Here is a 23,592-nt window from a genome sequence, read left to right as displayed (position 1 = left end):
TCAGCCGGTCGCGCGGCGCCATCCGGCAGCGAAAAGCCCGGCCCCGATGAGCAGTGATCCGCCGGTGCGGTTGACGGCGCGCTGCACGCGTGGCGCGCGCAGCCTCTCCCGCGCGGCTGCCGCCAGAAGGGCGAACATCGCGGCATTCAAGGTCGCCAAGGTCACAAAAGTCGCCTCCAGAATAACGACCTGATGCAGGAAGGGGCGGCTTGCCTGGAGAAACTGCGGCACGAAAGCGACGAAGAAGATGATGCTCTTCGGGTTCAACGCGGTCACTGCATAGGAATGCGCCAGCATGCGGAGAGGATTGGCTTTCGGGCTATCCGCCAGCGCCGCGCTTTGCACCGGCGCGCGCCACAGCTTGATGCCGAGATAGATCAGATAGGCGCCGCCAATCCACCGCAGCGCGGTGAAGATGACGGCCGAGGTCGCCAGCACGGCACCGAGACCGAGCATGGAGGCGGTCATGGCCGTCAGATCGCCGAGTGCGACGCCGGCGACGATGGCCGCCGCCGGCTTGCGGCCATGGCCGAGCGCGTAGGAGATTATCAGCAGCACGGTCGGCCCGGGGATTGCCAGCAGCACGGCCGAGGCCGCCACAAAGGCCAGCCAGTGATCGAAGGACATGGTTCGCTCCCTATAGGAAGCCGAGCCATCCACAGGCTTGCGCTATAAGCAAGCCCTTCGCAGGGAGACGGGCTGGACTATTCCAGTTCTTCCGCCACCACCTGTTTCACATTCACCGTATTGCCGCGCCAGACGTAATCCTGTTGCAGCCAGGCCACGACCCAAAGCGGCGGCAGCAGGAAATCCCGCAGTGCGCAGGCCAGCAGCATGCGGGAGGAGAAGTGCCAGCCGGCGATGCGGGCCAGCAAAGCCTCGGACCCGAACCACAGCGCGGCCAGAACCGCGGCCACCACCGCGACGTTCACATTCGCGTCCCAGGCGGCATAGATGCCGGCGACGATGGGGAAGAAACCGCCGGTCACCAATTCGGGCAAGTACATCAGCGGAAAGGTCTTGCGGCGCAGCATCGCCCAGCGCGCCTGACGGGACCAGACTTCCTGACCGGTGCGTGCGCCCAGTGGCTGGGCGAAGGGCGCATTGACCAGATGCACATGCAGCCCCGACTGGCGCACCAGCTTGGTGAAGGCCGCATCCTCGGCGATTTCAGCGCCCAGCGTCTTCAGCAAGCCGCCGCCGGCCTCCACGATATCGCGGCGCATCAGCATGGATTTGCCCTGGGCGAAGCCTTGGCCCAGGCTCTCGCCGACATATTGCCAACGCGCCTGAAAGGTATTGAGGAAGGCGCATTCGATCTCGGCCCAGAAATTATCGGGGCGAGTGCCGATGGGCATGGAACAAACCAGGCCGGTCTTCTCCGTCCAGCGGCCCATCATCTGCTGGATATAGTCGGACGGCATCAGCACATTGCTGTCCGCCATGATGATCCAGGGGTTTTCGGCTGCGTCCCAGCCCTTCAGGCAATTATTGAGCTTGGGGTTTTTGGTGCGCCGTTCCTGCCCGATCAGCAATTGGGCCCGAACCTCCGGGAATTTTTCCATGAGGTTGTAGACCAGCCCGGCCACTGGATCATTGCCGTCTTCCAGGCAGAAGATGATGTCATAGCTTGGGTAATCGAGCATGAAGGTGGAGGCGAGCGTCTCCCGCTCGTAATTATTGATGCGGCAGAGCGGCCGGATGATGGTCACGGCCGGCGCATCGGCGGGTGTCGGCCGCGGCTTACCGCGCGGGCGCAGTCGCACGGCGGCGATGGCCAGGCCGCCGAGATTGAGGGCCGTCGCCACCAGACAGAAAGCCGCGGCGCAAAGGGTGAACGTCATTCGCCAGACCACTCCAAACTTGGGCGCCGCTGCCTTCGACCCACGTAGCGGTGATTCGAAAAGCCCGTGTTTTGAGCCAGATCGTCCCAGTTTTGTCCAACGCTTCCGCGCATTTTCGCGTGACAAACGGAAGACATTCGCAAGGTCCTGCGCGGAACGGGTGCGGCTTCCGCCAAGATCCCCTCACGGCCTGTTGAGGCTGAGATGGCAGTTTTTCCATGCGTCGCGGGTTACGCTGCGGCCTGTCGCACGCACATGACGAGCACAAATTCGTCAGGAGGTGACATGCGTCGGAACGCTATTGTGCTCGCGACCCTCGCGTTGACCGGATGTGGCTATGGGGCGTCCCGTGACGCGCATCTGGCGCAGATCAGTATGATCGGGATGAGTTCCGCCGATCTTCTCTCCTGCGCAGGGCCGGCAGCCAAATCAACCAAGATCAATGATGTCGCGCATGTCGACACCTATCTATACAATCCGGCGGCGACGGGGGGCTTTAACGTCACTCTGCCGCTCACTTTGGGCGGCGTGTCCTTGGGCGGATCGGGCACCGGTTGTATCGCGGATGTCCGTGTCGTTCACAATAAAGTCACTGAGGTCCATTATACCGGACCCAATGATATGACAATCGGCAGCGACGGCGTCTGCGACCCCATCTTCCGTGGTTGCCTCCGTCAGCCGGAAGCGACGATGCAGCCGGTCAACGGTACCGACTACGACCATTCCTCCGGCTTCCATTCGCCGGCCGTGCCGCCGCAGACGAGCGAGGCCGAGGATACGGAAACCACGACCACACCAGCGACCACGACGCCCAAGAAGTAGCATCTGCGTCGCGGGCCGACCGGGTATCGTTGTGTCATCAGCGATACCCGGTGGATGACAGATCAGCTCAGTTCAAGCAGCAGCCCCGCCATCAGCCGCGCGCGTTCGGCCAGGCTCGCGATCTCGACATGTTCGGTCAGAGTATGACCGCCGCCGCCGACAAGGCCGAGCCCGTCCAGGCTGGCGAGGCCCAGGGCGCCGGTGAAATTGGCGTCGGACCCGCCGCCGGCGCTGTGATGCGGCAGCGTGAGGCCGAGGCGCGCGGCCACCGTTTGCGCCGTCTCATACAGGGCCATGCAGGCATTGTTCGGCTCCCAGACCGGGCGGGTGACGGTGCGGGTGGCGGTGAAGCGCGTCTCGGGCGTGCTGCCCGTCAGTGCCAGCATCTTTGCCACGCCGGCATCCAGATCGGCCTGGCGCTTGGCCATGCTCAGCGCTTCGCCGACACAGGTCGTCGCCACGCAATTGACCCATTGGCCGCCATGCACGACGCCGACGCTAAAGGTGCAGTCGGGCGTCGTCATCTCCTCGATCGCCAGGATCTGCTTGGCCATTTCCCGAATGGCCGAGCGGCCTTCGGCGAGCGTGGCACCGGCATGGCTGGGCCGGCCGCGGCTTTCCAGGTGGAAGCGGGCGATGGCATAGCGGCCGGTGATGACGCCACGGTCCTGCGTCGCGGGCTCCGGCACCAGAATATAGCGATGGCGCCGTCCTTCCGCCTCGATCAGATCGCGGGTCGAGGGGCTACCGACTTCCTCGTCGCTCGTCAGCAGCAGGGTGACGGGCAGGGGGCTTTGCAGCCCGGCGGCGGCCAGGGTGCGCACGGCCTCCAATGCCGCGAAAGTGCCGCCCTTCATGTCCCAGATGCCGGGGCCGAAGCATTGTCCGGCCTCTTCCCGAAAGGGCAGGTCAGCCAGCGTGCCGATAGGATGGACGGTGTCGAGATGCGCCATGATCAGGATGCCGGGCGTGCCGGCTTTCGGATGGGGAAAGCTTGCGCGGATGCAATCCCCGAAACCCATGCGGCCCGGAATGCGCTCGACGCGGGCGCCGCTACCCACCAATTCCCAGGCCGCCAGATCCATCATGCGACCGACGGCGGCCGGATCATGGGTCGGGCTTTCGCACAGAATCCAGGGTTTCAGGCGCTGCAGCATCTCTGCGCTATCGAAAGTTAGGCTATTCAAATCCATCACGGCTCATCCTGGTAGTGAACGGTTTCGAGGATTAAGCCTGACGGCAGCGCCTCGACGCCGATTTCCTAGCAGGTTTCGTGCCTTCCGCGATCACGCGCTCGGGAATGGTATCGCCCCCAAGGACATCTAGGAATGCGAAGCGCGCATCCCACCTTCTGACGACAAACAACAGGAGGAAGCGATGCCCATTCTTCTTTGGCTTTTGGGCGTTCCCATCCCGATTATTCTGATTCTTCTTCTGCTTTGGCATTAGGAGCGGTCATGTCTTTCACAAGCACCGAACCTGGGCTCCGGCTTGCCGCACGCCCGGGTCTGTCCTGGGGCGCGGTTTTCGGTGGCGCGGTGGTAGCGACGGCCGTGACTGTCATGTTGACGGCGGCGGGCTCGGCCTTTGGTCTCGCCTGGATTTCTCCGGTTTCCAGCGACAATCCATCGCCGGTGACATTTACCGTGGTGGCCGCGATCTGGCTGATCATCGTGCAATGGGTCGCGTCGTTCTTCGGCGGTTATCTGGCGGGGCGCTTACGCCCGGCACTGCCCGATATTCATCGCGACGAAGTAACGTTCAGGGATACGGCATCGGGCTTCGTTGCCTGGGCGGTTACCGCTCTGTTCATCCTGGGCCTCGTCGCCTCGGGCATCGGGTCCTTCGCGGGCTCATTTGCCAAAGCGGCTGCCGCGGTCACGGCTTCCGTCGATGCGGGATCCGCCTCGATCGCCGCACAGCCTGGTGCGCCGACCGGTTACGACCTCGATAAGCTTTTTCGGCCGAGCCGGAATTCCGCCCAGACCAGCAACCCGCAGGCCAAGGCGGAAGCCGGCCGTATTCTGGCGACGGCGGCGGTCGGTTCGGTGAGCCAGCCGGATCATGATTATCTCGTCCAACTTGTCGAAGCGCAGACGGGTTTGGCCCAGGCCGATGCCTCGGCCAGAGTCGATCAGGCGATCATTGACGAAAACCAGATGATCGCGAAGGCGAAGCAGGTCGCCAATGCAGCGCGCAAAGCGGCGGGGTCCTTTGCGGCCTATACCTTCTTTTCGATGCTGATCGGCGCCTTCATTGCTTGCGTGGCTGGTGCCATCGGCGGGCGCCAGCGCGACGCTTTTTGAGGTGATTCCCCTCCGAAGGCGGAAGCCAGGAGGGGGTCTGCTCATCAATCGGCAAGTCTCAAAAAATTTACATTGAAGGATTGCCGTTTTTTAGAGGAAAACTCTCCATAGTTTTCGCACAAAAAAATTATTGCCTTAATGATGGACTAATCTAATTGACAGATAAGTCTAGATCGATAGGTCTAAACTAGCTGCGGCGGCGCCACTGGCTAAGTAAGCCGCCGGCCTTCTATCGGCGCAGGCAGACAACGTGCTTGACATTAACCAATCTGTCTTCCTGTCCGCGGCGTCTTCCCTCTTTCAATCCAATAGGCCGTCAGTTCTGGCCGCTTGCCTGACTTCCCGGATGAAGGTCTGGCAGGTGCGGGAGAGCGGCCTCGCTTCCGACCATAAGACATGCGCCTTCACCGGTGTCACCGGACGGAAGGGGCGGATCGCCAATTGCCTATTATCGCCTTGATGCGCGGAGAAGGGATCGACGATCGCGACGCCCACGCCGCTCGCCGCCAGGGTGCAGGCGGTATTGCAATAACGCACCTCCACGCTCGGACGAAACGTGACATCGACGCTGTGGAAGCTGCGGCGCAATGCGTCCCCCAATCGGGTGCCGCGCTCCAGCCCGATCAAGGGATAGTCCGTCAGATCGGCGGGTGACACCTCCGACAGCTGGCTCAACGGATGGCCCGGCGGGCAGACGCAGACCATCTCCCCCGCATGCAGCACTTCCGAGCCGAGACCAGGCTGCCCGGAAAAGCCAAGCACGAAGCCAAGCTCAGCGACATGGCTCAGCACGGCTTCGACGACGCCTTCGAACCGACGGACATCGAAAAAGACCTGCAGACGCGGTCGCGTATGGAGCAGTTGCTTCAGCGCTGGCGGAATGATGCCCGAGGCGACGGGCGGGGTCGCGACGATGCGCAGCTGACCGGACCGGCTATCGCGCAAGTCGCGCAGCCGACCCTCCAACCTGGCATGGAGCGAGAAGATGGCTTCGGATTCCCGAAACAGCGTCATGCCCTCAGGGGTCGGATGCAGGCGGTTGTTCACCCGCTCGAACAGCGCGAAACCGGCCTGCGTCTCCATCGCTTTCAGGGCGTTACTGATGGCAGGCTGGGACAGGCCCAGATCCTGCGCGGCGGCGACCGTGGTTCGGTGCAGCACAAGGGCGCGCAGAATTTCCAATTGACGCAAGGTCATCATCACCCCGGCGAATAGCTTCCCTTGAAACTGTTAGGCGAAGTGATGATCGCTGGCGAGGGATACGGCCCGTCAGCCGGCAAAGGCGGCCTGGGCTTCCGGCAGATCCCAGATGCGCTGAATGGCCGCCCGGCCAGCCGCGACGATCTCAGTTTCCGGGGCTCCGGTATATTGGCCTTGGGAGACGAGAAGCTGACCGTCCACGATCACCGCATCGATATTGGCGCGGTTGGCGAGGGCCACCAGCCCACGTCGCGGGTCCGACAGCGGCTGCAGATGCGGGTGCGACAGATCGACCAAGGTCAGATCGCTGGTGGCACCGACGCGGATCTCGCCCAGATCCGGCCGATGGATGGCGGCGGCGGCCGTCGCCGTCACCGCGTCGATCAGCATCGGTGCCGGCGCGGCCTCGGGATTTCCGGATATGACCTTCGAGATCATGCTGGCGGCGTTGATCTCACCAAGCAGATCCATGTTGTAGCCATCCGTGCCGACCAGGGTCCGCACGCCATGTTCCACGAAACGAGAGAAGACCGCTGGCTTGCCGCTGCGGGCGAAGACACGCGGGCAGTTCAGAACCGTCGCCCCGCGCGCGGCCATCAGCCGCAGGTCGTCATCGCTGCTGGCGATGCAATGGGCGGCGAGCAGATCCGGCGCCAGCAGGCCGAGCCAATCGAGATATTCGGCGGGCGTGCGACCGTCATAGCGCGCAGCGATGGTCTCCACCTCACCCGTGCTTTGCGCCAGATGCGTGGTGATCGGCACGCCCAGCGCGCGGGCCTCGGCCGCACAAGCCCGCAGAAGATCGGGGCCGCAGGTATCGGTCGCATGCGGGCTCATGGCCAGGCCGATGCGGCCGTCGGCCTGTCCCTGCCAGCGATCGTACAGCCCGCGCCAGGTTGCCAGATCAGCCGCGCCGTCATCGCCGTGATATTGAACCGATCCGTCGGCGCCGGCCTTGGCATTGCTGGTCGAGAACAGATAGGGCGCGCCATAGAAGCGGATGCCCATCTCCGCGGCAGCGTCGAACATTTCGGGGATGCCGTTGCGGAAAGGCTCCATCACCGTCGTGGCGCCGCCCTTGAGCAATTGCAGAATGCCGAGCCTTGCGATGGCCATTCGCTCGTGCGGCGTGAGAATATCGAGCCCGGCGCGCGTCAGCGGCAGCAGCACCGTATAGATGACGCTCTGGTTGTTGCGGCGACCATTGCCGTCTTCCGTATGGGTGCGCGCCACAGCCTCGCTGAAGCAATGGTTATGCAGGTTGAGCAGGCCGGGCAGGACGAAGCGATCCGGCCTGTCCAGCACGATATCGGCGGCCGGCTTGCTTGGCGTCACCGCCGCGATCTTGCGGCCTTCCAGAAGCACCCAATGGTCGCGCAGCACCTGCTGCACGCCTTCGGAGCGCGTCAGAACGTAACTGCCGAAAACCGCTGTCGTCGTCATATCTCAACTGTCCTTCAGCAATAGGGCGGAGATGGCGACGGCCACCGCCTGTTGCGTTGGCTCCACAACCGGGCGCCTGATGGCCTCCTCCACCGCGCGCCGGTGAGAGGCCATGCCGGCGCAGCCGAGCACGACGACGTCGGCACCACGCTCCCGCACCAGACAGGCGCCTGCCGCGATCAGCCGGTCCCGCATCGCGGGGCTTGCGGTATCCGCTGCCATGGCGTCGACGGCGGTGCTGCCGGCATAACGCCCGTCGATACCCATCTGCCGCACATAGCGCTGCTGGCGGCGGATGCTGGCGGGGGATAGCGCAATGATGCCGAAACGCTCACCCATCGTCAGCGCGCGCAGCAGGCCCCATTCCGCGATACCCATCACCGGCCTGCCGCCGGCCGCCTCGCGGACAGTATGCAGGCCCGGGTCACTGAAACAGGCGAGGACGAAAGCATCCGCGTCATCCCGTTTCACCCAGTCGGCGAGCGGAAGAATGACGCTGTCGGCGTCACGCTGGCTGGCGATGCCGATCGGGCCTTGCTCCAGACGCGCGACCACAATCTCCGGCCCCGCGCTCAGCCGCAACGGGGTGAGGGCGGTGTCGATCGCCTCCGTTACCGCGACGGAGGAATTCGGGTTGATGACCAGAATGCGCGCGCGCCGGGACATGCCTTATTCCGCCTGATCGATGGTTGCCTTGGCAATCGCGGCATTGGCCGGCAGGCCGGATGTCTGGACAAGGGACTTGTAGCTGCCGTCATCCATCATGCTCTGCAAAGCCTTTTGCAAAGCGATCTGCAGAGCGGTCGCGGACTTGCCGACGCCGATACCCATCACCGTGGTATCGAAGGGCTGGCCGAGGGTCGCGTAGACACTGACCTCCTGCGATTGGACGTAAGGAATGGTCAGGCTGTCCTGCACCATGGCATCCGCGCGGCCCTGTTTCAGTTGCAGTCGCGCGTCGATATTATTGTCGGCATCGAGGAACCTGATGCCGGGCTTGCCGGAAGCGACGCAATGGGTCGCGCTCCAATCCGCGATCTGCTGCGGCAGGGTGGTGGAGCGGCTGCCCGCAACCGTCTTGCCGCACAGATCCTCCGGCGTGCTGTAGGTTTTGGCATCCGCCGCGCGGACCATGAACTGCGTGCCCGACCGCAGGTAGTCCACGAAGCTGATCGTCTTCTCGCGGGCCGGCGTGTCGTTCATGCCGTTGAAGAAGAGGTCGATCCGGCCGGTTTCGACCGAGGCAATGAACTGCGCGAAACTCGTCTCCTGCAAGACCATGGTGCTGCCCATGCGCTGCGCCAGCGCCTGACCCAGGCTGACATCGAAGCCGCGCAAGGTGCCGGTGGCCGGGTCCTTCATGTCGAGCGGCGGATAGGACGGATAGACGCCGACCGTGATCTGCTTCGGCGCCGGGGCCGCCGCCATCAAAGCGAGGGAGACTGCCGCAACAAGTCGCTTCATCATCTTGGTCAGGCCCCAGCGGTTTCGTGATGGATGTAGTTGGCCGCGATCTCTTCGCCCGTCGCGATCCACACATCCCCGCAATTCTTGGTATAGGTCAGGAAGTCGCGCAACAGGCGCAGGCGCATCGGGCGGCCGCTGCATTGCGGATGCAAGACGGTGGTGACCATCGCACCCCAATCGCGCGTCTCATCCAGCTCATCCTTCCACATCGACAGCACATGCTCCTTCGGGAAAATGGAGCGGGCGCTGAAGCGGGTGGAAAGCCCGTGCATCCAGTCGTCATAGCTGGCCGTCACCGGCAGTTCGATCGTCCCACGCGTGCCATCGGCCAGCAGATGGCGGTAGGGGCGCACATCGTCGCGGAAGGAACTGCTATAGGTGATGCCGTGGCGCACCAAAGACTGGCGCAACTCCTCGGTGAATTCGCCGGACGGCGCGCGATAGCCGGTCGGCACCACGCCCAGGCGGCGCTTCAGAACCTCGAAGCCGCGCTCAAGCTCTTCCTGAAGGAAGGGTTCGTCCGGGTCGGGCATCAGATGGTAATAGCCGTGATGCCCGATCTCATGCCCGGCGGCCAGGATGCTCTCGGCCATGGCAGGATGCGCCTCGACAGACCAGCCGGTGATGAAAAAGGTCGCGCGCAGATCCAGCTGGCGCAGCATGTCCAGCAGTTTCGGCGTGCCGACGCGCGCCTCGAACCCGCCATAGCTCATCGTCACCAGACGCTCGGCATGCTGGGCGTTCTTGGCCGTCCAGGCGGATTCCGCATCGACGTCGAAGGACAGGAACATGGCGCTGGTGAAAGGCGCGGGCCAAGGAAATTCCGGTGCCGGCGGCGCCATATTGGCCGGCTGCAGCGGAATCCGCGCGAGGGAGTTACTGTCCTGCATCGATCGTCACCTTATCAACACCATCGGGGCCGAGACCCCATTTCGCCGTCAAAGCCTGGTAGCTGCCGTCCGCGATCATCGCGCCGAGCGCGCCCGCAATCGCGGTGCCCAGGGTCAGGTCATCATGCGCGACCGCCAGACCGGTGAACTGGTACAGGATCGGCGTCCCGACCAGGGCATAAGCACCCGGTTCCTGCTTCATGATATAGGGCAAGGTCTCACCGCCCTGCACCGCGACATCGATACGCCCTTCCTTCAGCTGGGTGCGGGCATCGGCCGAGCCATTGGTGCCGACGAACATGACCGGGGTGCTGCCGCAATGCGCGACGCTCCAGGCCGCGATCTCCTTGGGGAAGGAGGTGCGGCTGCTGGCGCCCACATGCTTGCCGCAGACGGCATCGATGGTCGGGTATTTTGCGGCATTGGCGGTGAGGACGAAGAATTGCGGGCCGGACCGCAGATAATCCACGAAATGCGCGACCGCATGGCGGGTCGCCAGATCGCCCATGCCGGACAGCACCGCATCCACGCGCCCCGTGGTCAGCGACGGCAGCATCTGATCGAAACTCGTCTCCTGCCAGTCGATCTTGAGGCCGAGTTTTTTGCCCAGCGCTTCACCCAGATCGACGTCGAAGCCTTCCAGCGCATTCGTCGCCGGGTCGCGGAATTCCATCGGCGGATAGTTCGGGATGATCGCGACCGTCAGGCTGCCTTTGGCCGCAATCGCCGGCGGCAAAGCAGGGGTTGCGGCCGCGGCCGTTCCCAGGGGAAGCCCGATCAGCAGGGCCAAGGCCAGAAGATGTCTCATCAAATAGACCCTCATTTATTCAGATGATGACGGCGGAGAGAAAATCCCTTGTGCGCTTTTCCGTCGGCGCACCTAAAATCTGGGCTGGCGGCCCGTATTCCACGATGCTGCCGCTATCCATGAAAGCGACGCTGTCCGCCACTTCGCGCGCGAAGCCCAGCTCATGCGTCACCACCATCATGGTCATGCCGCTCCGCGCCAATTCGCGCATCACCGCTAGAACCTCACCGACCAGTTCCGGGTCCAGCGCGCTTGTCGGCTCATCGAACAGCATCAGCTTCGGTCGCATGGCGAGCGCGCGCGCGATGGCGACGCGCTGCTGCTGGCCGCCCGAAAGCTGGGACGGGTAATTGCCGGCCTTGTCGGCGAGGCCGACGCGGCTCAGCAGCTCCATGGCGTCCTTGCGCGCGGACGCCTTGTCGCGACCCTGCACCTGAACCGGGCCTTCCATGACATTGCCGAGCGCCGTCAGATGCGGAAACAGATTGAACCGTTGGAAGACCATGCCTGTCTTCAGGCGCTGGCGCGCGATTTCGCGCTCCGGCAGGCGATGCAGCTTGCCGCCCTCATGTCGGCGGCCGAGCAAGTCGTCCTCCAGCCAGATACCGCCGCTATCGGGCTGGATGATCTGGTTGACGCAGCGGAGCAGGGTGGTCTTGCCGGAACCGGATCCGCCGATCAGGCAAAGCACCTTGCCCTGAAAGACATCGAGCGAGACGCCACGCAGCGCCTGATAGAGGCCGAAGGTTTTGGTGACATCGCGAATGGCGAGAAGCGGCTTGCTCATCTTGTCATCACCTGCGTTCCGCGCGCGAAGCGCTTCTCCAGCAGATGCTGCAGCGGCGAGAGGATGGACACGACAAGCAGATACCAGAAGCCGGCGACGATCAGCAGTTCGATCACGCGGGAATTCGCGTAATAGATATTCTCGGCATTATGCAGAATCTCGGGATACTGAATGACGCTCGCCAGCGAGGTCGTCTTGATCATGCCGATGAATTCGTTGCCGAGCGGCGGAATGACGACGCGCATGGCCTGCGGCAGGATGATACGGCGTAGTGCCCGCAACCGGCCCATGCCGATGGCTTGCGCCGCCTCATGCTGTCCGGCATCGACGGACAGAATGCCGGCGCGCATGACCTCGGATGTATAGGCACCCTGATTGATGCCGAGGCCGAGCAGCGCGGATAGGAAGGGCGTCATGATATCGACCGCGCGACCGCTCCAGACACCGGGAATGCCGATCGTGGGGAAGACGAGCGCGAGATTGAACCACAGCAGCAGTTGCAAAATCACCGGCGTGCCGCGGAACAGCCAGACATAGAAGGCCGCGCAATAGGACAGGACCGGATTGGGCGAAAGCCGCATGACCGCGACGATGACGCCGAGCAGGATGCCCAGCGCCATGGCCAGCACCGACATGATGACCGTATTGACGATGCCGGTCAGGATCACCGGCACCGTCAGAAACTGCCCGACCACCGGCCAGTCGATCTGACCATGGGCGAAGGCACGGACAAGGGCCAGCAGGACCAGGATGATCGCCAAGGCCGCCGTCCAGCGTCCCCAATGCGTGCGGCGTGCCATCGGCACGCCGGTGAGGTCAGGAAAGCCGGACGTCAGCACTGGCCCCGCTGTCGTCATCGCGTGGCGCCGTTGACCGTCGGGGTCGTCAGCGCGTTGCCGCTTAAGTTGTAAGTCTTGAGGATGGCGGCATAGGTGCCGTCCGCGATCAGACCCTGCAGCGTCTGCAACACCAGGCCGCGTAGCTGCGTCTCATCCTTGCGGAAAGCGATGCCCTGATAGCCGGTCGCGAAATTCGTCCCCAGGGTGCGGTATTTGCCGCCCGAGGTCTGGATCAGATAGGGCAGCGTCTCGCTGCCCTGCACGGCGCCGTCAATCCGGCCTTCCATAAGCTGGGTATGCAGGTCCGGCGAATTCTCGGCCGGCACATATTGCATCGCGGGCTTGCCGGCGCCGACGCAATATTGCTGGCTCCAGGCGGCAAGCTCGGCCGGAAAGGTCGTGCTGCGCACCGTGCCGATATGCTTGCCGCAAAGGTCGCTCGGCTGCTGCGCCGTGCTCGACGTCTGCACGTAGAATTGCGGGCCGGTCTTGAAGTAATCGATGAAGTCGAAACTGGCTTCGCGGGCCTTGGTGTCCGTCAGGCCGCTGATCACCATATCGGCGCGGCCGGTCTGCAGATCGGGGATAAGCTGAGCGAAGGCGACGTCGCTCCAGACGATCTTCACGCCGAGCTTGGTGGCGATGGCATTGGCCAGATCGATATCGAGCCCGACCAGCTTATTGGTCGCCACGTCATGCGATTCCATCGGCGGATAGGTGCCGTTGACGGTCAGGTTGAGCTTGCCGGCGCTTTGGATTGCGGCGGGCAGGTCGGCAGCCTGCGCTGTCTTCCAGGCCAAGAGGGCAGCGAGGCAAGGCAGCAGGATGCTGAGACGAGACAAGGGCGTACTCCGCTTCAAAGAATGAGGGATCATGACGGCTCGATGACGCCCGCGCGTTCGGTGATCGCGGCGTAATGCGCGGGGCGGCGATGGGCCGCGAAATTGAACATCTTGTCCTTGCCCTGGCGGCAGAGGTCGAGGTCGCAATCGGCGATGATGATCTCGTCGCCCAGCGTCTTTGCCTGCGCGACCACAAGCCCGTTGGGATCGACGATGCAGGACCCGCCGATGAGGCCCGATCCGTCTTCCTCGCCCGCCTTGGCGACAGCGACGGCCCAGGTGGCGTTCATATAGGCATTGGCCTGAGCGACGAGGGTGGAGTGGAAGGTGCGGAGCACCGCATCCTCGGTCTTGCCGCCGTTCGGGTCATAGGCGGCCGAATTATAGCCGAGGCAGACCAGTTCCACGCCCTGCAAGCCCAGCATGCGCCAGGATTCCGGCCAGCGGCGGTCATTGCAGATCATCATACCCGTGACGGCTTTGTGCCAGTCCTCGCCGGCGCGGAAGGCCGGGAAGCCCAGATCGCCATATTGGAAATAGCGCTTTTCCAGCTGCTGGTACAGCGCGCCGGGCCGGGGCTCGACGGAGCCCGGCAGATGGACCTTCCGGTATTGACCGAGAATGGAGCCATCCGGTTGCACCAGAATGGCGGTGTTGAAGTGCTGGCCCTCAGGCGTCGCCTCGGCATAGCCGAGGTAGAAGCCGATGCCCAAGGCGCGCGCGCGGTTAAACAGCGGCTGCACATCCGCATTCGGCATGCTGTGCTCGAAATAGCCGTCCAGTTCGGTGCCGGCGATCAGCCAGCGCGGGAAGAAGGTGGTGAGGGCCAGTTCGGGGAAGACCACAAGCTTGGCGCCCTGGGCGGCGGCGTCTTCCAGCAGACGGAGCAGCCGCGCCATCGTGTGGTCTCGGCTGTCGGCTTTCTGGGTCGGGCCCATTTGCGCGCCGGCAACGCGTATGATGCGGCTCATAATGCCTCCTATTTAAGCAGTCATCCCGTAATGTTCGGCTTCCGGGATGAATTGCTTAAAATACTGGCACGAAGGTCGGGCCGAAACAATTCGCCAACCTATCAGATTTTGGCGTTATCTATTCGTTGAATGAATAGTGGCAAGGCCGCCGGGTCTGACGGCGGTTGTCGTGTCAGCGGCACTGCCGGCACGCGGCGGCGCCGAAAACCCGGCTGCATAGGCCAGGATTCAGCGATGACCTGGCCGATTTGGCCCGCTGAAGCCTCAGAAAACGTCATCATTAAATAACGTCAATCTTCCGTGCGCGGCATTAGAATGCTGCGACGGCATAATGAGGCGTATAATGAGCCAGGCGACTTCAAAGAAGCGAGCGGGTCGAACCGTTCAAGACTATATCGACGAAATTCCGGTTTGGCCCGATGGGACCAAGCTCACGAAACTGCCGCTGACCGGCATGCAGTGGCGTATCTGGAGCTTGGCGGTTGCCGGCAAGTTCTTCGAAGGCCTGGTCGTCTTCATGACCGGTGTGGCGCTGCCTTTGCTCGACAAGACCTTCCATCTCGGCGCCTACGAGAACAGCATCGTGACGGCCGCGACCCTGTTCGGCATTCTGATCGGCGCCACGGCGCTGGGCGGCATGGCCGATATCTTCGGCCGCAAGACCATGTTCATCGCCGAGATGATCCTGTTCGTCGTCTTCCTGGTCGCGATGACGCTGTCGCAGAGCTTCGCGATGCTGGCGGTCTGCCTATTCGGCATCGGCCTTGCCCTCGGCTGCGACTATCCGACCGCGCATATGGTCATTTCCGAGGCTGTCCCCAGCCGTGGCCGTGGCGGCCTGGTTCTGGGTGCCTTCGCCTTCCAGGCGATCGGTGCCATGTGCGGCGCCGGCCTTGGCATTCTGATCCTGTCCGTCGACCCGCAGCTTGACGCCTGGCGCTGGATGTTCGCCGCCGCGATCATTCCCGCGATCGTCGTCGTCACCGGCCGCTTCTTCGTCTGCGACAGCGCGCATTGGCTGGTGTCACGCGGACGCCTGAAAGAGGCCGAGGCCGAGACGCACAAGCTGCTGAAGCGTGAGCCGCAATACCCGAAAGTGGTTGAGCTGGATGACCCGCATGTCTCCGAGCATAGCGGCGTGCGTGAGGAGCCGAAGCGCCACATGGGCGTGCTCTTCAACAAGCAAAATCGCCGTGCGACCTATCTCGCGTCGATCCCCTGGTTCCTGCAGGATCTCAGCACCTACGGCATCGGCATCTTCACGCCGGTCATCCTCGCGGCGACCATCGGCACGGCGGCCGCGACGGCCGATACGGCCGGCATCGTCAACAAGGTGCTGACCGCCGCCAAGGGCACGATGATGCTCGACGTGCTGCTCATCGTCGGCATTCTGGCGGCGGTGTTGCTGGTGGAACGTGCGGGCCGCATTCAGCTGCAGATCGTCGGCTTCATCGGCTGCGCCGCCGGTCTGGCTCTGGCGGCTCTGTCGCTGGTCGGCGGCGGGCATGACATGCCGCTGCTGTTCCTTGGCTTCATGCTGTTCAACTTCATGACCAATATGGGCCCGAATGCGCAGACCTATCTGCTCGCGGGCGAGGTCTTCCCGACCGCCATTCGCGGCTATGGCGCAGGGTTCGCGGCGTCCTTCGCCAAGATCGGCGCGGTCGCCACGGCCTTCCTGTTCCCGATCCTGCTGAAGTCGATCGGCACGCAGGCTCTGCTCATGGGGCTGATCGTCGCCTCGCTGCTCGGTGCCGTCGCGACCTGGATCTTCCGGATCGAGACGCGCGGCGTGCTGAAGGACACGACGGTCGCGGATGTTCCGCTGACCTGACCTTCGCTTGATCGTCTGAAATGCCCCGCCCCTCAAAAGGCGGGGTTTTTTCGTTTTGGGGCGGCGCCGCGTTCAGCCCAGCTTTTTGCTCAGCACGACCCGGGGCGAGATCTCGAAACCGAGATGCTCGTAGAAGGACACAACCTGGGTATTGGTGTCCCGCACCAGAAGTTGCGCTTTCCAGACGCCGCGATCGCGCAGCCAGTCCTCGGCTGCCTGCACCATCTGCCGGCCGATGCCTTGGCCTTGGGCGCGTGGTGCGGCCGCGACGTAGTAAAGCCAGCCGCGATGGCCGTCATGCCCGACCATGACGCTGCCGTTGATCTCTCCCGCTGCATCGGTGCCGACCAGGACCGCCGAGGTTTCCCCGGCCAGGGCGAAGCGAAAATCCACGCCCGGGTCATTATAGCTCACCACCAGACCGCAGGCTTTCCAAAGGTCGGTCGTGTTTGCTTCGTCTGCGGGCAAGGCGGGTCGGATGGTCAGCGTCAAGGCGGCTCTCCTGGGCATCGTTAAAAAGGCAGCGCTCAGGCTTGCTTCAGCAAACCTGACGCCAGCGCGAGAAAGCTTTCGATCGCCTTGGCCGAGACCGCACGCGGATCTTCGGCACTCGCGATCCAAAGCGCGGCGCTGAGTGCCGCGCCATTGACGAGGCGCGCGGCGACGTCCGGGTCGACCGGCTTGACCTTGCCTTCCGCGATCAGGCGCCTGAGGCTATTGGCCGTACTGTCGACGCAGGAAATCTGGCTGGCCCAGCGGGACGGATCGCCCAGCACCGCGGGGCCGTCGAGCAGGACGATGCGCTGAATCTCAGGCTCCAGCGCCATTTCGATCCAGGCGACGGATTCGTCGATGAAGGCATCCCAGGCGGTATCGGCTTCATCGATGACAGTGCGCAGGCGCCGCGCCATCTCGGCGTCGATCTGCGCGATGACGGCCTCCAGCAGCCCCTTCTTATCGCCGAAATGATGATAGAGCGCGCCGCGCGTCAGCCCGGCTTCCGCCGTGAGATCGTCCATGGACGCAGCCGCATAGCCTTTGGTCGCAAAGGCCTGTCGCCCGGCAGCGATCAGCTTGCCGCGCGTCTCCGCGATCATATCCGCGCGCCGCTGGGGCGATTTCGACATTGACATACGTTCCGTATGTCTCCATGTGGTTTGCATACGCTTCGTATGTGAGGCGCCTTCCATCAATGTCATACTGGGGTTTGATCATGTCTAAAATCCGAAACCAGCGGGTCGTCCTGGCCGCACGCCCCGAAGGCCGGCCGGTGCCGAGCGATTTCCGGCTGGAGGAGGTCAGTGTTCCAGCGCTCGGCGCGGGCGAAATGCTGCTGGAAACGATCTTTCTGTCGCTCGATCCCTATATGCGCGGGCGCATGGGATTGGTGAAATCCTATGCGCAGCCGGTCGAAATCGGTGGGGTGATGGTCGGCGGCACGGTGGCCAAGGTCGTGCAGTCCCGTCACCCGGATTGGGCCGAGGGCGATATCGTCGTCGCTTATTCCGGCTGGCAGCGCTTCGCGGTCTCGGACGGCAGCGGGCTGCGGCGGATCGACCCGGGCGCGGCCTCCTTGTCCTCGGCGCTCGGCGCCCTCGGCATGCCGGGCTTCACCGCCTATGCCGGCATGCGGAATATCGGCAAGCCCAAACCCGGTGAGACCGTCGTGGTGGCGGCCGCCAGCGGGGCGGTCGGCTCTGTCGTCGGGCAGATCGCGCGCATTCATGGCGCGCGGGCCGTCGGTATTACCACCGGCGCGCATAAGCTCGATTTCGTGCGCGATGATTTGGGCTTCGATGCCGTGGTCGATCACAAGGCGCCGGATTTCGCGGCGAAGCTGGCGGAGGCCTGCCCGGACGGGATCGACGTCTATTTCGAGAATGTCGGCGGTGCCGTGTGGGACGGGGTGTTTCCGCTGCTCAACCCCTTCGCGCGCGTGCCCGTCTGCGGCCTGATCGCCCAGTATAATCATGGTGCGGAGCCTCAGCCCGGCCTTGACCGTCTGCCGGTGACGATGCGCGAAATCCTATCGCGCAGTCTGACCATACGCGGCTTCGTCATGACGGAATTCTGGGACAGCCAGCGGGATGACTTTCTGCGCGACGCGACGCAATGGGTGGCAGACGGCCGGCTGCGCTGGCGGGAGGATATCGTGCAAGGGCTGGCGCGCGCGCCGGACGCCTTCATCGGGCTTCTGGACGGGCAGAATTTCGGCAAGCTCGTCGTGCAGCTCGGCGAAGGTTAGAGTTTTCGGCCGGATATGAAGAATGCGAGGCTAGTCTCGCATTTCTTCATGCGCTCCCTTATATGCCAGCGGGCGGCCAGGGCCTATGCCTTGGCATTGCCCGCCGGCGGGGATCGCCCCCGGCTTTGAGGAGAATGATCAATGACGGATACCAGCGCGCAAACGCCCGCTTTCTACAAGTGGATGGTGGGTGACATCGAGGTGATTGCCCTGCATGAGGGTTGGCTGGCGCATGACATGCCCAAAGGCTTCGCGATCAATGCGACGGATGAGGCGGTGGCCGAGGCCTATGCCGCCGCCGGCATGCCGGCCGACAAGCTGACCATCACCTTCACCACGCTCGCCGTGCGCACCGCCGGCAAGGTTGTGCTGATCGACACCGGCCTGGGCGAATTCGGCCCACCGACGACCGGCCGCATGCTGGGCAATCTGGCGGCCGCCGGCATCCAGCCGGAAGAGGTCTCCACCATCGTCATCAGCCATCTGCATGGCGACCATATCCTCGGCCTGCGCCGCAAGGATGAGTCGATGGTCTTCCCGAATGCCGAAATCCTCGTGCCCAATAAGGATTGGGAATTCTGGATGGATGACGCGAAGATGGAAGCCGCCCCCGAAGCCATGAAGGGCAATTTCGGTGCCTGCCGCATGGTCTTCAGCGCATTGGCCGACAAGGTCCGTCACTATGCCTGGGATGAGGAGGTCGCGCCTGGCCTGACCGCCGTCCGCGCCAATGGCCATACGCCGGGCATGTCGGCCATCCGCATCGCTTCCGCCGGTGAGACCATGATGTTCGTGGCCGATATTACGAACAATCCGCTGGTTTTCGCCCGCCATCCGGACTGGGCCATCATGTTCGACATCGATCCGGTGGAGACGGTCGCTACCCGCAAGCGCATCCTGGATCTGGCTGCCGCCGAAAAGATGCGCGTCTCCTTCTATCACGCGCCGTTCCCGGCCACGGGTTTCATCGTGAAGACCGCGACCGGCTATGAATTCCTGCCGGCGCTCTGGCAGTAAGTTTTTGACCCAGGGGCAGGCCGCGCAGGCGGTCTGCCCCCTTGGGTGATCCTATTTCGACCGGAGCAAAGGCGGTCAGCGGCCTGGCTTCGTGGCGGCGCTGGCACAGGCGTCGATCGCACGTCAGAGCTGACTTGCCCTTCAATGGCCAAATCGTAAGCTCGCCCCGTCAGCCGATTAGGCTGCTCAGGATTTCGGCTCGACTTTGGGCATCGAACACCGCTGAAAAACACAAAAGCAGAATAGTGTGATTGAGAAGCCAGACAACCGTTGAAGTCTTGGCCGATTTCACAGCCACCTCGTTTGTCAAACATAAGTAGTTGTTACTCAATTTAATACTTTATTCTCGATGCTTGTCCTTATTGACTTACTCTATGGCAAGCGCCAACTTCTCGGAAGAGATGCAGTGTCAATATGGTTTGCACGCATGTCGACGCACCGAACGTAACGTCTGATGGAATCGCTCAGTCTATCGCGTTAATTTTATGTTGGTGTTAGAATTTATCTGTATGTTTAGTGTTATTAGTCATAACATTATCGTAAATCATTGAAAATAAATTAAAATATAATACGAGGTCGAGATGCTTCCAACTTCTCCCCGAAAGACGTTCAAACAGCCTCGGCTTCGACATAAAATTGCCTCGGGTAGTGCAGACTGCTTGGACTAGTCATTCGGTATAGTCTTAAAAAGTTGGTATTAAAACTTAGGTCTCTGTTCGTAGAGCAGCAAAAAATCGACGCGAAATAACAATAAATTCAACAAGAAACGTTTCGATTAAATCATTTTATTCTGTTCGATACGATGACTTGGCTTCTGTCATTTCGCTTTGCCAGAAAGGGAAAGCTAGACAGAAAAGCCAGAGCAATGCTTTATTGTGTTAATGAAATTTCCTATCCTCTTCCTCTGCGCATTCGCCCTGACAACCGCAGGGCTGATTTGGCCTTCGCTGGCTGAAAGCGTTTTGGCCCGAAGCTGTGACCCTTATGCCATTCAGGTCACAACGACCCCGATCCCTGAACAGTCATCGGGAGCGCTTTACTACGCTGAAAGGCTCAAGAAATTTTTGCCGGCTAGGGTAGGTCTCGTCATTTTGGGGGATTCCCAGGCGGCGAACTGGCCAAAAGATCTTGCCGCATCGCTTGATCCAGGAGCAGCATTGCTCAATCTCGGGGTCGCGGCCGACCGCACACAAAACGTGCTCTGGCGTCTCCAAGACTTAAGCTTCAGACCATTGGATCCATCAAATGTCGTTTTGCTAATAGGACGCAACAATATTGATGCGGGTGATAAGCCTTGCTCGGTCGCAATTGCGACAGCGAGCATTGCGAAAACGATCGGCCTGATTTGGCCTCAAGCGCATATCATGGTCCTAGGTGTGACACCTCGCCGGATAATGACAGAACAACAAATATCTGACTTAGCCGATTTAAAGTCAGACACGTTATCCCTTCTTCAGCCAATGAAAAGGGTGACCTATATTGATGTTTCATCTGCATTATCGTGTTCTGGGCAAAGCTGCGAAAATTTTCTGCAGGATGGAATGCACTACACGAAAAATGGTTATGGCAATATAGACCGCATGATCGCGCCTTCGTTAGCGCTCAATCAGTAAAACGGTTGTGAATATGGAACGTACTGAGATATTACACAAAAATCGGTCGCTCGAAGTTCACTTTCGGCGCGGCAACTCTCCATTTTGTCTCATCACGTTCAATCCGCTTGAGACGAGGTCGAATGGACGGTTCTATTGGGGCCGCGCTATTGCAGAAAAATGGGATTATACTTGCCTTGGGTTTGTGACCCATGGCAACAACTGGTTTCCCGAACTCGATATGGAGGAGGCGGTGCAGGCCGTAGGGCCCTATCTGAGTGGCGAGAACATCCTTTACGGATGCAGCATGGGCGGGTACGCAGCCGTGCGATATAGCAAGCTTCTCAATGCCAAGATGGTTATTGCATTTTCGCCTCTCTTGTCGATTGACCCTCAAGATGTTCCCGACGACAGGCGCTGGCATAGGCTCCATCGTCCTCAATTGCATCCCAACATGCGTGTGCGCGAGAGGCATGTGCAAGGCGATCTATTGGTTTTCTATGATCCCTTTCACCACTACGATGCTCCACATGGTAACGAAATTTCGCGCTACGCAAAGGGGGTTGCGTTGCCACTGCCATTTACAGGTCATGAAACGCTCGTGGTGGCGGCGCAGTTCCCGGGATTTTCGGGTATCATCGAGCGCTGCGTTCACAACCGAGAGTCCCTTCCAGGCTACATGAAAGAGGGAAGACTTCGTTCCCCAATGTTCTATTTTCTTGCTGCAGCCAGGATGGCTGACCGCGGAAAATATAGATGGGCCAGAAGGCTGCTCGACAAGGCCGATGAATTGAAGGGAATCAATTGGCCTGCACATGATGCTTTGCGTCTAAAGATTTATGCCTTGTGCGGCTTGAGCAAAGAGGCATCGGTGTTTTTGCCGATGATATCCTTTCCTGAAACGAAAGATGATGTTGCCTGGAATGTTTGGGCAGATGCCGCCGATATTTTTAGCAAAAATGGATTTATTGAAATCTCCGACAAACTATACGAAAGACTTCTGGAGGTCTCGTCGCTGCTGCTTTATGAAAGGTATATTGCCTGCCTTGCTCTTCGTAAGGATTACTGTCGCATCGCTTCGGCTACCGCTGCGGCGACGGCTGCCTTTCCCGAGGATGTTCGCATGCCGATTAAGGCGGGCAATGCCTTCCTAGAATCAAATCAGGACGCATGTGCTATTCTTATGTATGAAATGGCGATTGCGCGTCAGCCGTCTCTCACTTGGCCTCATCATGCACTCGTTCGTATATACAAAGCTAGAAATGACCTTGGTATGATCCGTCAAGTATTGAGGCGCACGCTCGATTTGGAAATCAGCGACGAAACTACGATTAGCTATCGCGATCGTTTCGGTGTCGCATAAACGCTAAATTGACGCGCAGGCTCGGGATTTTGTCTGGGGCTGGTTCGGGCCCCTTGGCAGGAAACCGGGCGGGACAGGACGAGGGCTCGGCCAGATCAAGTATAAATTGAACCAAAGGTCGAGGATGTCGACGAGGTGAAGCGAGGTCAGCCTTGGCTTAATAAATACCGACCATGGTAGGCGGCCAAGGACCAATACCCCAAGCGAGTATACGAGGGTAAGAGCAAAAATTATGGCGAAGGATAGGAATTTTGTCTGCGCGCCATTCAATAAACTGGCCGAATACGGGACATATTGTCCCTGCTAGGCGCCAAGGGTAAGACCCCAGTATGAAGGGAATGGCTCATCGCCAACGCTTCGGTGTCGGCCGAATTTCGGCGGGAGCGAGATTTAAATTCCACCCGGCCACCACAGCCCGGCGGGGAGCTTAAGCTAGCCTGCGAAAATTTCTTCCCTAAACCTTTCTAATGATGGGATAAAAAGGCGGCTTGATGGAGCAGGTTCGCGGTGCGCTTCGCATATAGTGACGTATTGAGGAGCTAGACAGCGGCACAACCTCAATGCTTTATTCTATCGATGAAATCTGCTTTGATCACGATTTGTTCGCTCGCTGTCACAACCGCTTGGCTCTTTTCGCCTGCATTGGCTCAAAGTGTCGCTAGCGGGAGCTGCGACCCTTATGCCACACAGGTGACGACAACCCCAATTCCGGAGCAGTCGTCGGGGCCGCTTTTTTATGCCGAAAAGATAATTCCAAAGAGAATGCCGGCGCAGGTCGATCTCATCATTCTGGGGGATTCTCAAGCGGCCAACTGGCCGGAAGACCTTGCTAAATCGCTAGACCCTGCAGGCAATGTTTTTAATCTTGGGGTCGCGGGTGATCGCACACAGAATGTGCTATGGCGCCTCCGCGAACCGGCCTTGAAGCGGCTAGATCCGTCAAATGTGATTTTGTTCATCGGCCGCAATAACATCAATGCAAACGACAAGCCTTGTGCCGTCGCAATCGGGACGATGGCCATTGTGAAGATGACGCATCTGGTTTGGCCGAAAACGCATATTGTAGTCGTGGGTGTGACACCGCTTCGAATCATGACTCCACAACGGACGTCTGACCTTCTTGATCTGAAGTTGGCCACGGTCTCTCTTCTCGGCCAGACAAAATTAGCAAACTACGTTGATGTTTCATCTGCGGTAGCCTGTGCCGGTCCCAGCTGTGAAGCCTTAAGACCGGACGGAATGCATTATACCCAGGTTGGTTACGAAGGTATCGGACACCTGGTTGCGCCGCTGCTCCTGTCCCATCACTGACCTGGTCACAG

Annotated in this window: 23 protein-coding genes; 8 read left to right on the top strand and 15 right to left on the bottom strand. The window is 61.1% G+C overall.

What is annotated here, in order from left to right; translation table 11 throughout:
• The gene (locus ACELLULO517_RS06575) at positions 1-627 is read right to left on the bottom strand and encodes a LysE family translocator (RefSeq protein WP_227306502.1); all 627 of its coding nucleotides are present in this window, start codon (positions 625-627) and stop codon (positions 1-3) included.
• A gap of 77 nt (positions 628-704) precedes the next feature.
• Positions 705-1,844: a ceramide glucosyltransferase gene (locus ACELLULO517_RS06570; RefSeq protein ID WP_227306501.1), complete on the bottom strand. Its 1,140-nt coding sequence runs from the start codon at positions 1,842-1,844 to the stop codon at positions 705-707.
• Positions 1,845-2,129: 285 nt separating this feature from the next.
• Between ACELLULO517_RS06570 and ACELLULO517_RS06565 the strand changes: the two genes are divergently transcribed.
• Positions 2,130-2,666 (top strand): hypothetical protein, encoded by a 537-nt coding sequence (locus tag ACELLULO517_RS06565; RefSeq protein ID WP_227306500.1) that lies wholly within the window; start codon positions 2,130-2,132, stop codon positions 2,664-2,666.
• 62 nt (positions 2,667-2,728) lie between these two features.
• On the opposite strand, the gene ACELLULO517_RS06560 is transcribed toward ACELLULO517_RS06565, so the two are convergent.
• The gene (locus ACELLULO517_RS06560) at positions 2,729-3,859 is read right to left on the bottom strand and encodes a M20/M25/M40 family metallo-hydrolase (RefSeq protein WP_227306499.1); all 1,131 of its coding nucleotides are present in this window, start codon (positions 3,857-3,859) and stop codon (positions 2,729-2,731) included.
• Positions 3,860-4,123: 264 nt separating this feature from the next.
• Between ACELLULO517_RS06560 and ACELLULO517_RS06555 the strand changes: the two genes are divergently transcribed.
• Positions 4,124-4,972, top strand: a complete 849-nt coding sequence (locus ACELLULO517_RS06555) for a hypothetical protein (RefSeq protein ID WP_227306498.1) — start codon at positions 4,124-4,126, stop codon at positions 4,970-4,972.
• 300 nt (positions 4,973-5,272) lie between these two features.
• Here ACELLULO517_RS06555 and ACELLULO517_RS06550 read toward each other — a convergent pair whose 3' ends face one another.
• From ACELLULO517_RS06550 to ACELLULO517_RS06505, 10 genes are all read right to left on the bottom strand, one after another.
• Positions 5,273-6,169 carry a LysR family transcriptional regulator gene (locus ACELLULO517_RS06550; protein ID WP_227306497.1) on the bottom strand — a complete coding sequence of 299 codons (897 nt, stop codon included), beginning with the start codon at positions 6,167-6,169 and terminating at the stop codon, positions 5,273-5,275.
• 72 nt (positions 6,170-6,241) lie between these two features.
• Complete coding sequence (locus ACELLULO517_RS06545) at positions 6,242-7,615, bottom strand: amidohydrolase family protein (protein WP_227306496.1); 1,374 nt, start codon at positions 7,613-7,615, stop codon at positions 6,242-6,244.
• A gap of 3 nt (positions 7,616-7,618) precedes the next feature.
• Positions 7,619-8,281, bottom strand: coding sequence for an aspartate/glutamate racemase family protein (locus ACELLULO517_RS06540; RefSeq protein WP_227306495.1), 663 nt, complete (start codon positions 8,279-8,281; stop codon positions 7,619-7,621).
• Positions 8,282-8,284: 3 nt separating this feature from the next.
• Entirely contained in the window at positions 8,285-9,082 is a 798-nt protein-coding gene (locus tag ACELLULO517_RS06535; RefSeq protein ID WP_227306494.1) for an ABC transporter substrate-binding protein, read from the bottom strand.
• A 5-nt stretch (positions 9,083-9,087) separates the two neighbouring features.
• Complete coding sequence (locus tag ACELLULO517_RS06530) at positions 9,088-9,972, bottom strand: polysaccharide deacetylase family protein (RefSeq protein ID WP_227306493.1); 885 nt, start codon at positions 9,970-9,972, stop codon at positions 9,088-9,090.
• Positions 9,959-10,780: an ABC transporter substrate-binding protein gene (locus ACELLULO517_RS06525; protein ID WP_227306492.1), complete on the bottom strand. Its 822-nt coding sequence runs from the start codon at positions 10,778-10,780 to the stop codon at positions 9,959-9,961. The genes ACELLULO517_RS06530 and ACELLULO517_RS06525 overlap by 14 nt, the downstream gene beginning before the upstream one ends.
• A gap of 19 nt (positions 10,781-10,799) precedes the next feature.
• A complete protein-coding gene (locus ACELLULO517_RS06520) occupies positions 10,800-11,567 on the bottom strand; it encodes an amino acid ABC transporter ATP-binding protein (RefSeq protein WP_227306491.1) in 768 nt (255 codons plus the stop codon).
• On the bottom strand, positions 11,564-12,424 hold the full coding sequence (locus tag ACELLULO517_RS06515; RefSeq protein WP_227306490.1) for an amino acid ABC transporter permease: 861 nt from the start codon (positions 12,422-12,424) through the stop codon (positions 11,564-11,566). Before ACELLULO517_RS06515 ends, ACELLULO517_RS06520 begins: the two co-directional genes overlap by 4 nt.
• Positions 12,421-13,248: an ABC transporter substrate-binding protein gene (locus tag ACELLULO517_RS06510; RefSeq protein WP_227306489.1), complete on the bottom strand. Its 828-nt coding sequence runs from the start codon at positions 13,246-13,248 to the stop codon at positions 12,421-12,423. The genes ACELLULO517_RS06515 and ACELLULO517_RS06510 overlap by 4 nt, the downstream gene beginning before the upstream one ends.
• A 29-nt stretch (positions 13,249-13,277) precedes the next feature.
• Complete coding sequence (locus tag ACELLULO517_RS06505) at positions 13,278-14,219, bottom strand: N-carbamoyl-D-amino-acid hydrolase (protein ID WP_227306488.1); 942 nt, start codon at positions 14,217-14,219, stop codon at positions 13,278-13,280.
• Positions 14,220-14,562: 343 nt separating this feature from the next.
• Here ACELLULO517_RS06505 and ACELLULO517_RS06500 point away from each other — a divergent pair, with 343 nt between their 5' ends.
• Positions 14,563-16,053: an MFS transporter gene (locus ACELLULO517_RS06500; protein ID WP_227306487.1), complete on the top strand. Its 1,491-nt coding sequence runs from the start codon at positions 14,563-14,565 to the stop codon at positions 16,051-16,053.
• A 72-nt stretch (positions 16,054-16,125) separates the two neighbouring features.
• Here the strand turns inward: ACELLULO517_RS06500 and ACELLULO517_RS06495 are convergent, their stop codons facing one another.
• Complete coding sequence (locus tag ACELLULO517_RS06495; RefSeq protein WP_264481365.1) at positions 16,126-16,545, bottom strand: GNAT family acetyltransferase; 420 nt, start codon at positions 16,543-16,545, stop codon at positions 16,126-16,128.
• Positions 16,546-16,580: 35 nt separating this feature from the next.
• Positions 16,581-17,180, bottom strand: a complete 600-nt coding sequence (locus tag ACELLULO517_RS06490; protein ID WP_227306485.1) for a TetR/AcrR family transcriptional regulator — start codon at positions 17,178-17,180, stop codon at positions 16,581-16,583.
• 86 nt (positions 17,181-17,266) lie between these two features.
• Here ACELLULO517_RS06490 and ACELLULO517_RS06485 point away from each other — a divergent pair, with 86 nt between their 5' ends.
• From ACELLULO517_RS06485 to ACELLULO517_RS06465, 5 genes are all read left to right on the top strand, one after another.
• Positions 17,267-18,298, top strand: coding sequence for an NADP-dependent oxidoreductase (locus ACELLULO517_RS06485; protein ID WP_319796416.1), 1,032 nt, complete (start codon positions 17,267-17,269; stop codon positions 18,296-18,298).
• A 141-nt stretch (positions 18,299-18,439) separates the two neighbouring features.
• Positions 18,440-19,315 carry an MBL fold metallo-hydrolase gene (locus ACELLULO517_RS06480; protein WP_227306484.1) on the top strand — a complete coding sequence of 292 codons (876 nt, stop codon included), beginning with the start codon at positions 18,440-18,442 and terminating at the stop codon, positions 19,313-19,315.
• A gap of 881 nt (positions 19,316-20,196) precedes the next feature.
• Entirely contained in the window at positions 20,197-20,928 is a 732-nt protein-coding gene (locus ACELLULO517_RS06475) for a GDSL-type esterase/lipase family protein (RefSeq protein ID WP_227306483.1), read from the top strand.
• Positions 20,929-20,941: 13 nt separating this feature from the next.
• Positions 20,942-22,270, top strand: coding sequence for a hypothetical protein (locus tag ACELLULO517_RS06470; RefSeq protein ID WP_227306482.1), 1,329 nt, complete (start codon positions 20,942-20,944; stop codon positions 22,268-22,270).
• Between the two features lie 690 nt (positions 22,271-22,960).
• Positions 22,961-23,581: a GDSL-type esterase/lipase family protein gene (locus ACELLULO517_RS06465; RefSeq protein ID WP_227306481.1), complete on the top strand. Its 621-nt coding sequence runs from the start codon at positions 22,961-22,963 to the stop codon at positions 23,579-23,581.
• The last annotated feature ends 11 nt before the right edge of the window (positions 23,582-23,592 follow it).

The organism is Acidisoma cellulosilyticum (assembly GCF_020621385.1).
GTDB lineage: Bacteria > Pseudomonadota > Alphaproteobacteria > Acetobacterales > Acetobacteraceae > Acidisoma > Acidisoma cellulosilyticum.
This window is presented reverse-complemented; position numbering and strand designations above follow the sequence as displayed.

Coding starts and splice junctions, on each gene's coding strand:
- ACELLULO517_RS06515 (WP_227306490.1), bottom strand. CDS start 12,424: ATGACGACAGCGGGGCCAGTGCTGACGTCCGGCTTTCCTGACCTCACC.
- ACELLULO517_RS06565 (WP_227306500.1), top strand. CDS start 2,130: ATGCGTCGGAACGCTATTGTGCTCGCGACCCTCGCGTTGACCGGATGT.
- ACELLULO517_RS06530 (WP_227306493.1), bottom strand. CDS start 9,972: ATGCAGGACAGTAACTCCCTCGCGCGGATTCCGCTGCAGCCGGCCAAT.
- ACELLULO517_RS06540 (WP_227306495.1), bottom strand. CDS start 8,281: ATGTCCCGGCGCGCGCGCATTCTGGTCATCAACCCGAATTCCTCCGTC.
- ACELLULO517_RS06500 (WP_227306487.1), top strand. CDS start 14,563: ATGAGCCAGGCGACTTCAAAGAAGCGAGCGGGTCGAACCGTTCAAGAC.
- ACELLULO517_RS06555 (WP_227306498.1), top strand. CDS start 4,124: ATGTCTTTCACAAGCACCGAACCTGGGCTCCGGCTTGCCGCACGCCCG.
- ACELLULO517_RS06525 (WP_227306492.1), bottom strand. CDS start 10,780: ATGAGACATCTTCTGGCCTTGGCCCTGCTGATCGGGCTTCCCCTGGGA.
- ACELLULO517_RS06570 (WP_227306501.1), bottom strand. CDS start 1,844: ATGACGTTCACCCTTTGCGCCGCGGCTTTCTGTCTGGTGGCGACGGCC.
- ACELLULO517_RS06475 (WP_227306483.1), top strand. CDS start 20,197: ATGAAATTTCCTATCCTCTTCCTCTGCGCATTCGCCCTGACAACCGCA.
- ACELLULO517_RS06535 (WP_227306494.1), bottom strand. CDS start 9,082: ATGATGAAGCGACTTGTTGCGGCAGTCTCCCTCGCTTTGATGGCGGCG.
- ACELLULO517_RS06480 (WP_227306484.1), top strand. CDS start 18,440: ATGACGGATACCAGCGCGCAAACGCCCGCTTTCTACAAGTGGATGGTG.
- ACELLULO517_RS06550 (WP_227306497.1), bottom strand. CDS start 6,169: ATGACCTTGCGTCAATTGGAAATTCTGCGCGCCCTTGTGCTGCACCGA.
- ACELLULO517_RS06545 (WP_227306496.1), bottom strand. CDS start 7,615: ATGACGACGACAGCGGTTTTCGGCAGTTACGTTCTGACGCGCTCCGAA.
- ACELLULO517_RS06575 (WP_227306502.1), bottom strand. CDS start 627: ATGTCCTTCGATCACTGGCTGGCCTTTGTGGCGGCCTCGGCCGTGCTG.
- ACELLULO517_RS06520 (WP_227306491.1), bottom strand. CDS start 11,567: ATGAGCAAGCCGCTTCTCGCCATTCGCGATGTCACCAAAACCTTCGGC.
- ACELLULO517_RS06505 (WP_227306488.1), bottom strand. CDS start 14,219: ATGAGCCGCATCATACGCGTTGCCGGCGCGCAAATGGGCCCGACCCAG.
- ACELLULO517_RS06485 (WP_319796416.1), top strand. CDS start 17,267: ATGTCTAAAATCCGAAACCAGCGGGTCGTCCTGGCCGCACGCCCCGAA.
- ACELLULO517_RS06490 (WP_227306485.1), bottom strand. CDS start 17,180: ATGTCGAAATCGCCCCAGCGGCGCGCGGATATGATCGCGGAGACGCGC.
- ACELLULO517_RS06560 (WP_227306499.1), bottom strand. CDS start 3,859: ATGGATTTGAATAGCCTAACTTTCGATAGCGCAGAGATGCTGCAGCGC.
- ACELLULO517_RS06470 (WP_227306482.1), top strand. CDS start 20,942: ATGGAACGTACTGAGATATTACACAAAAATCGGTCGCTCGAAGTTCAC.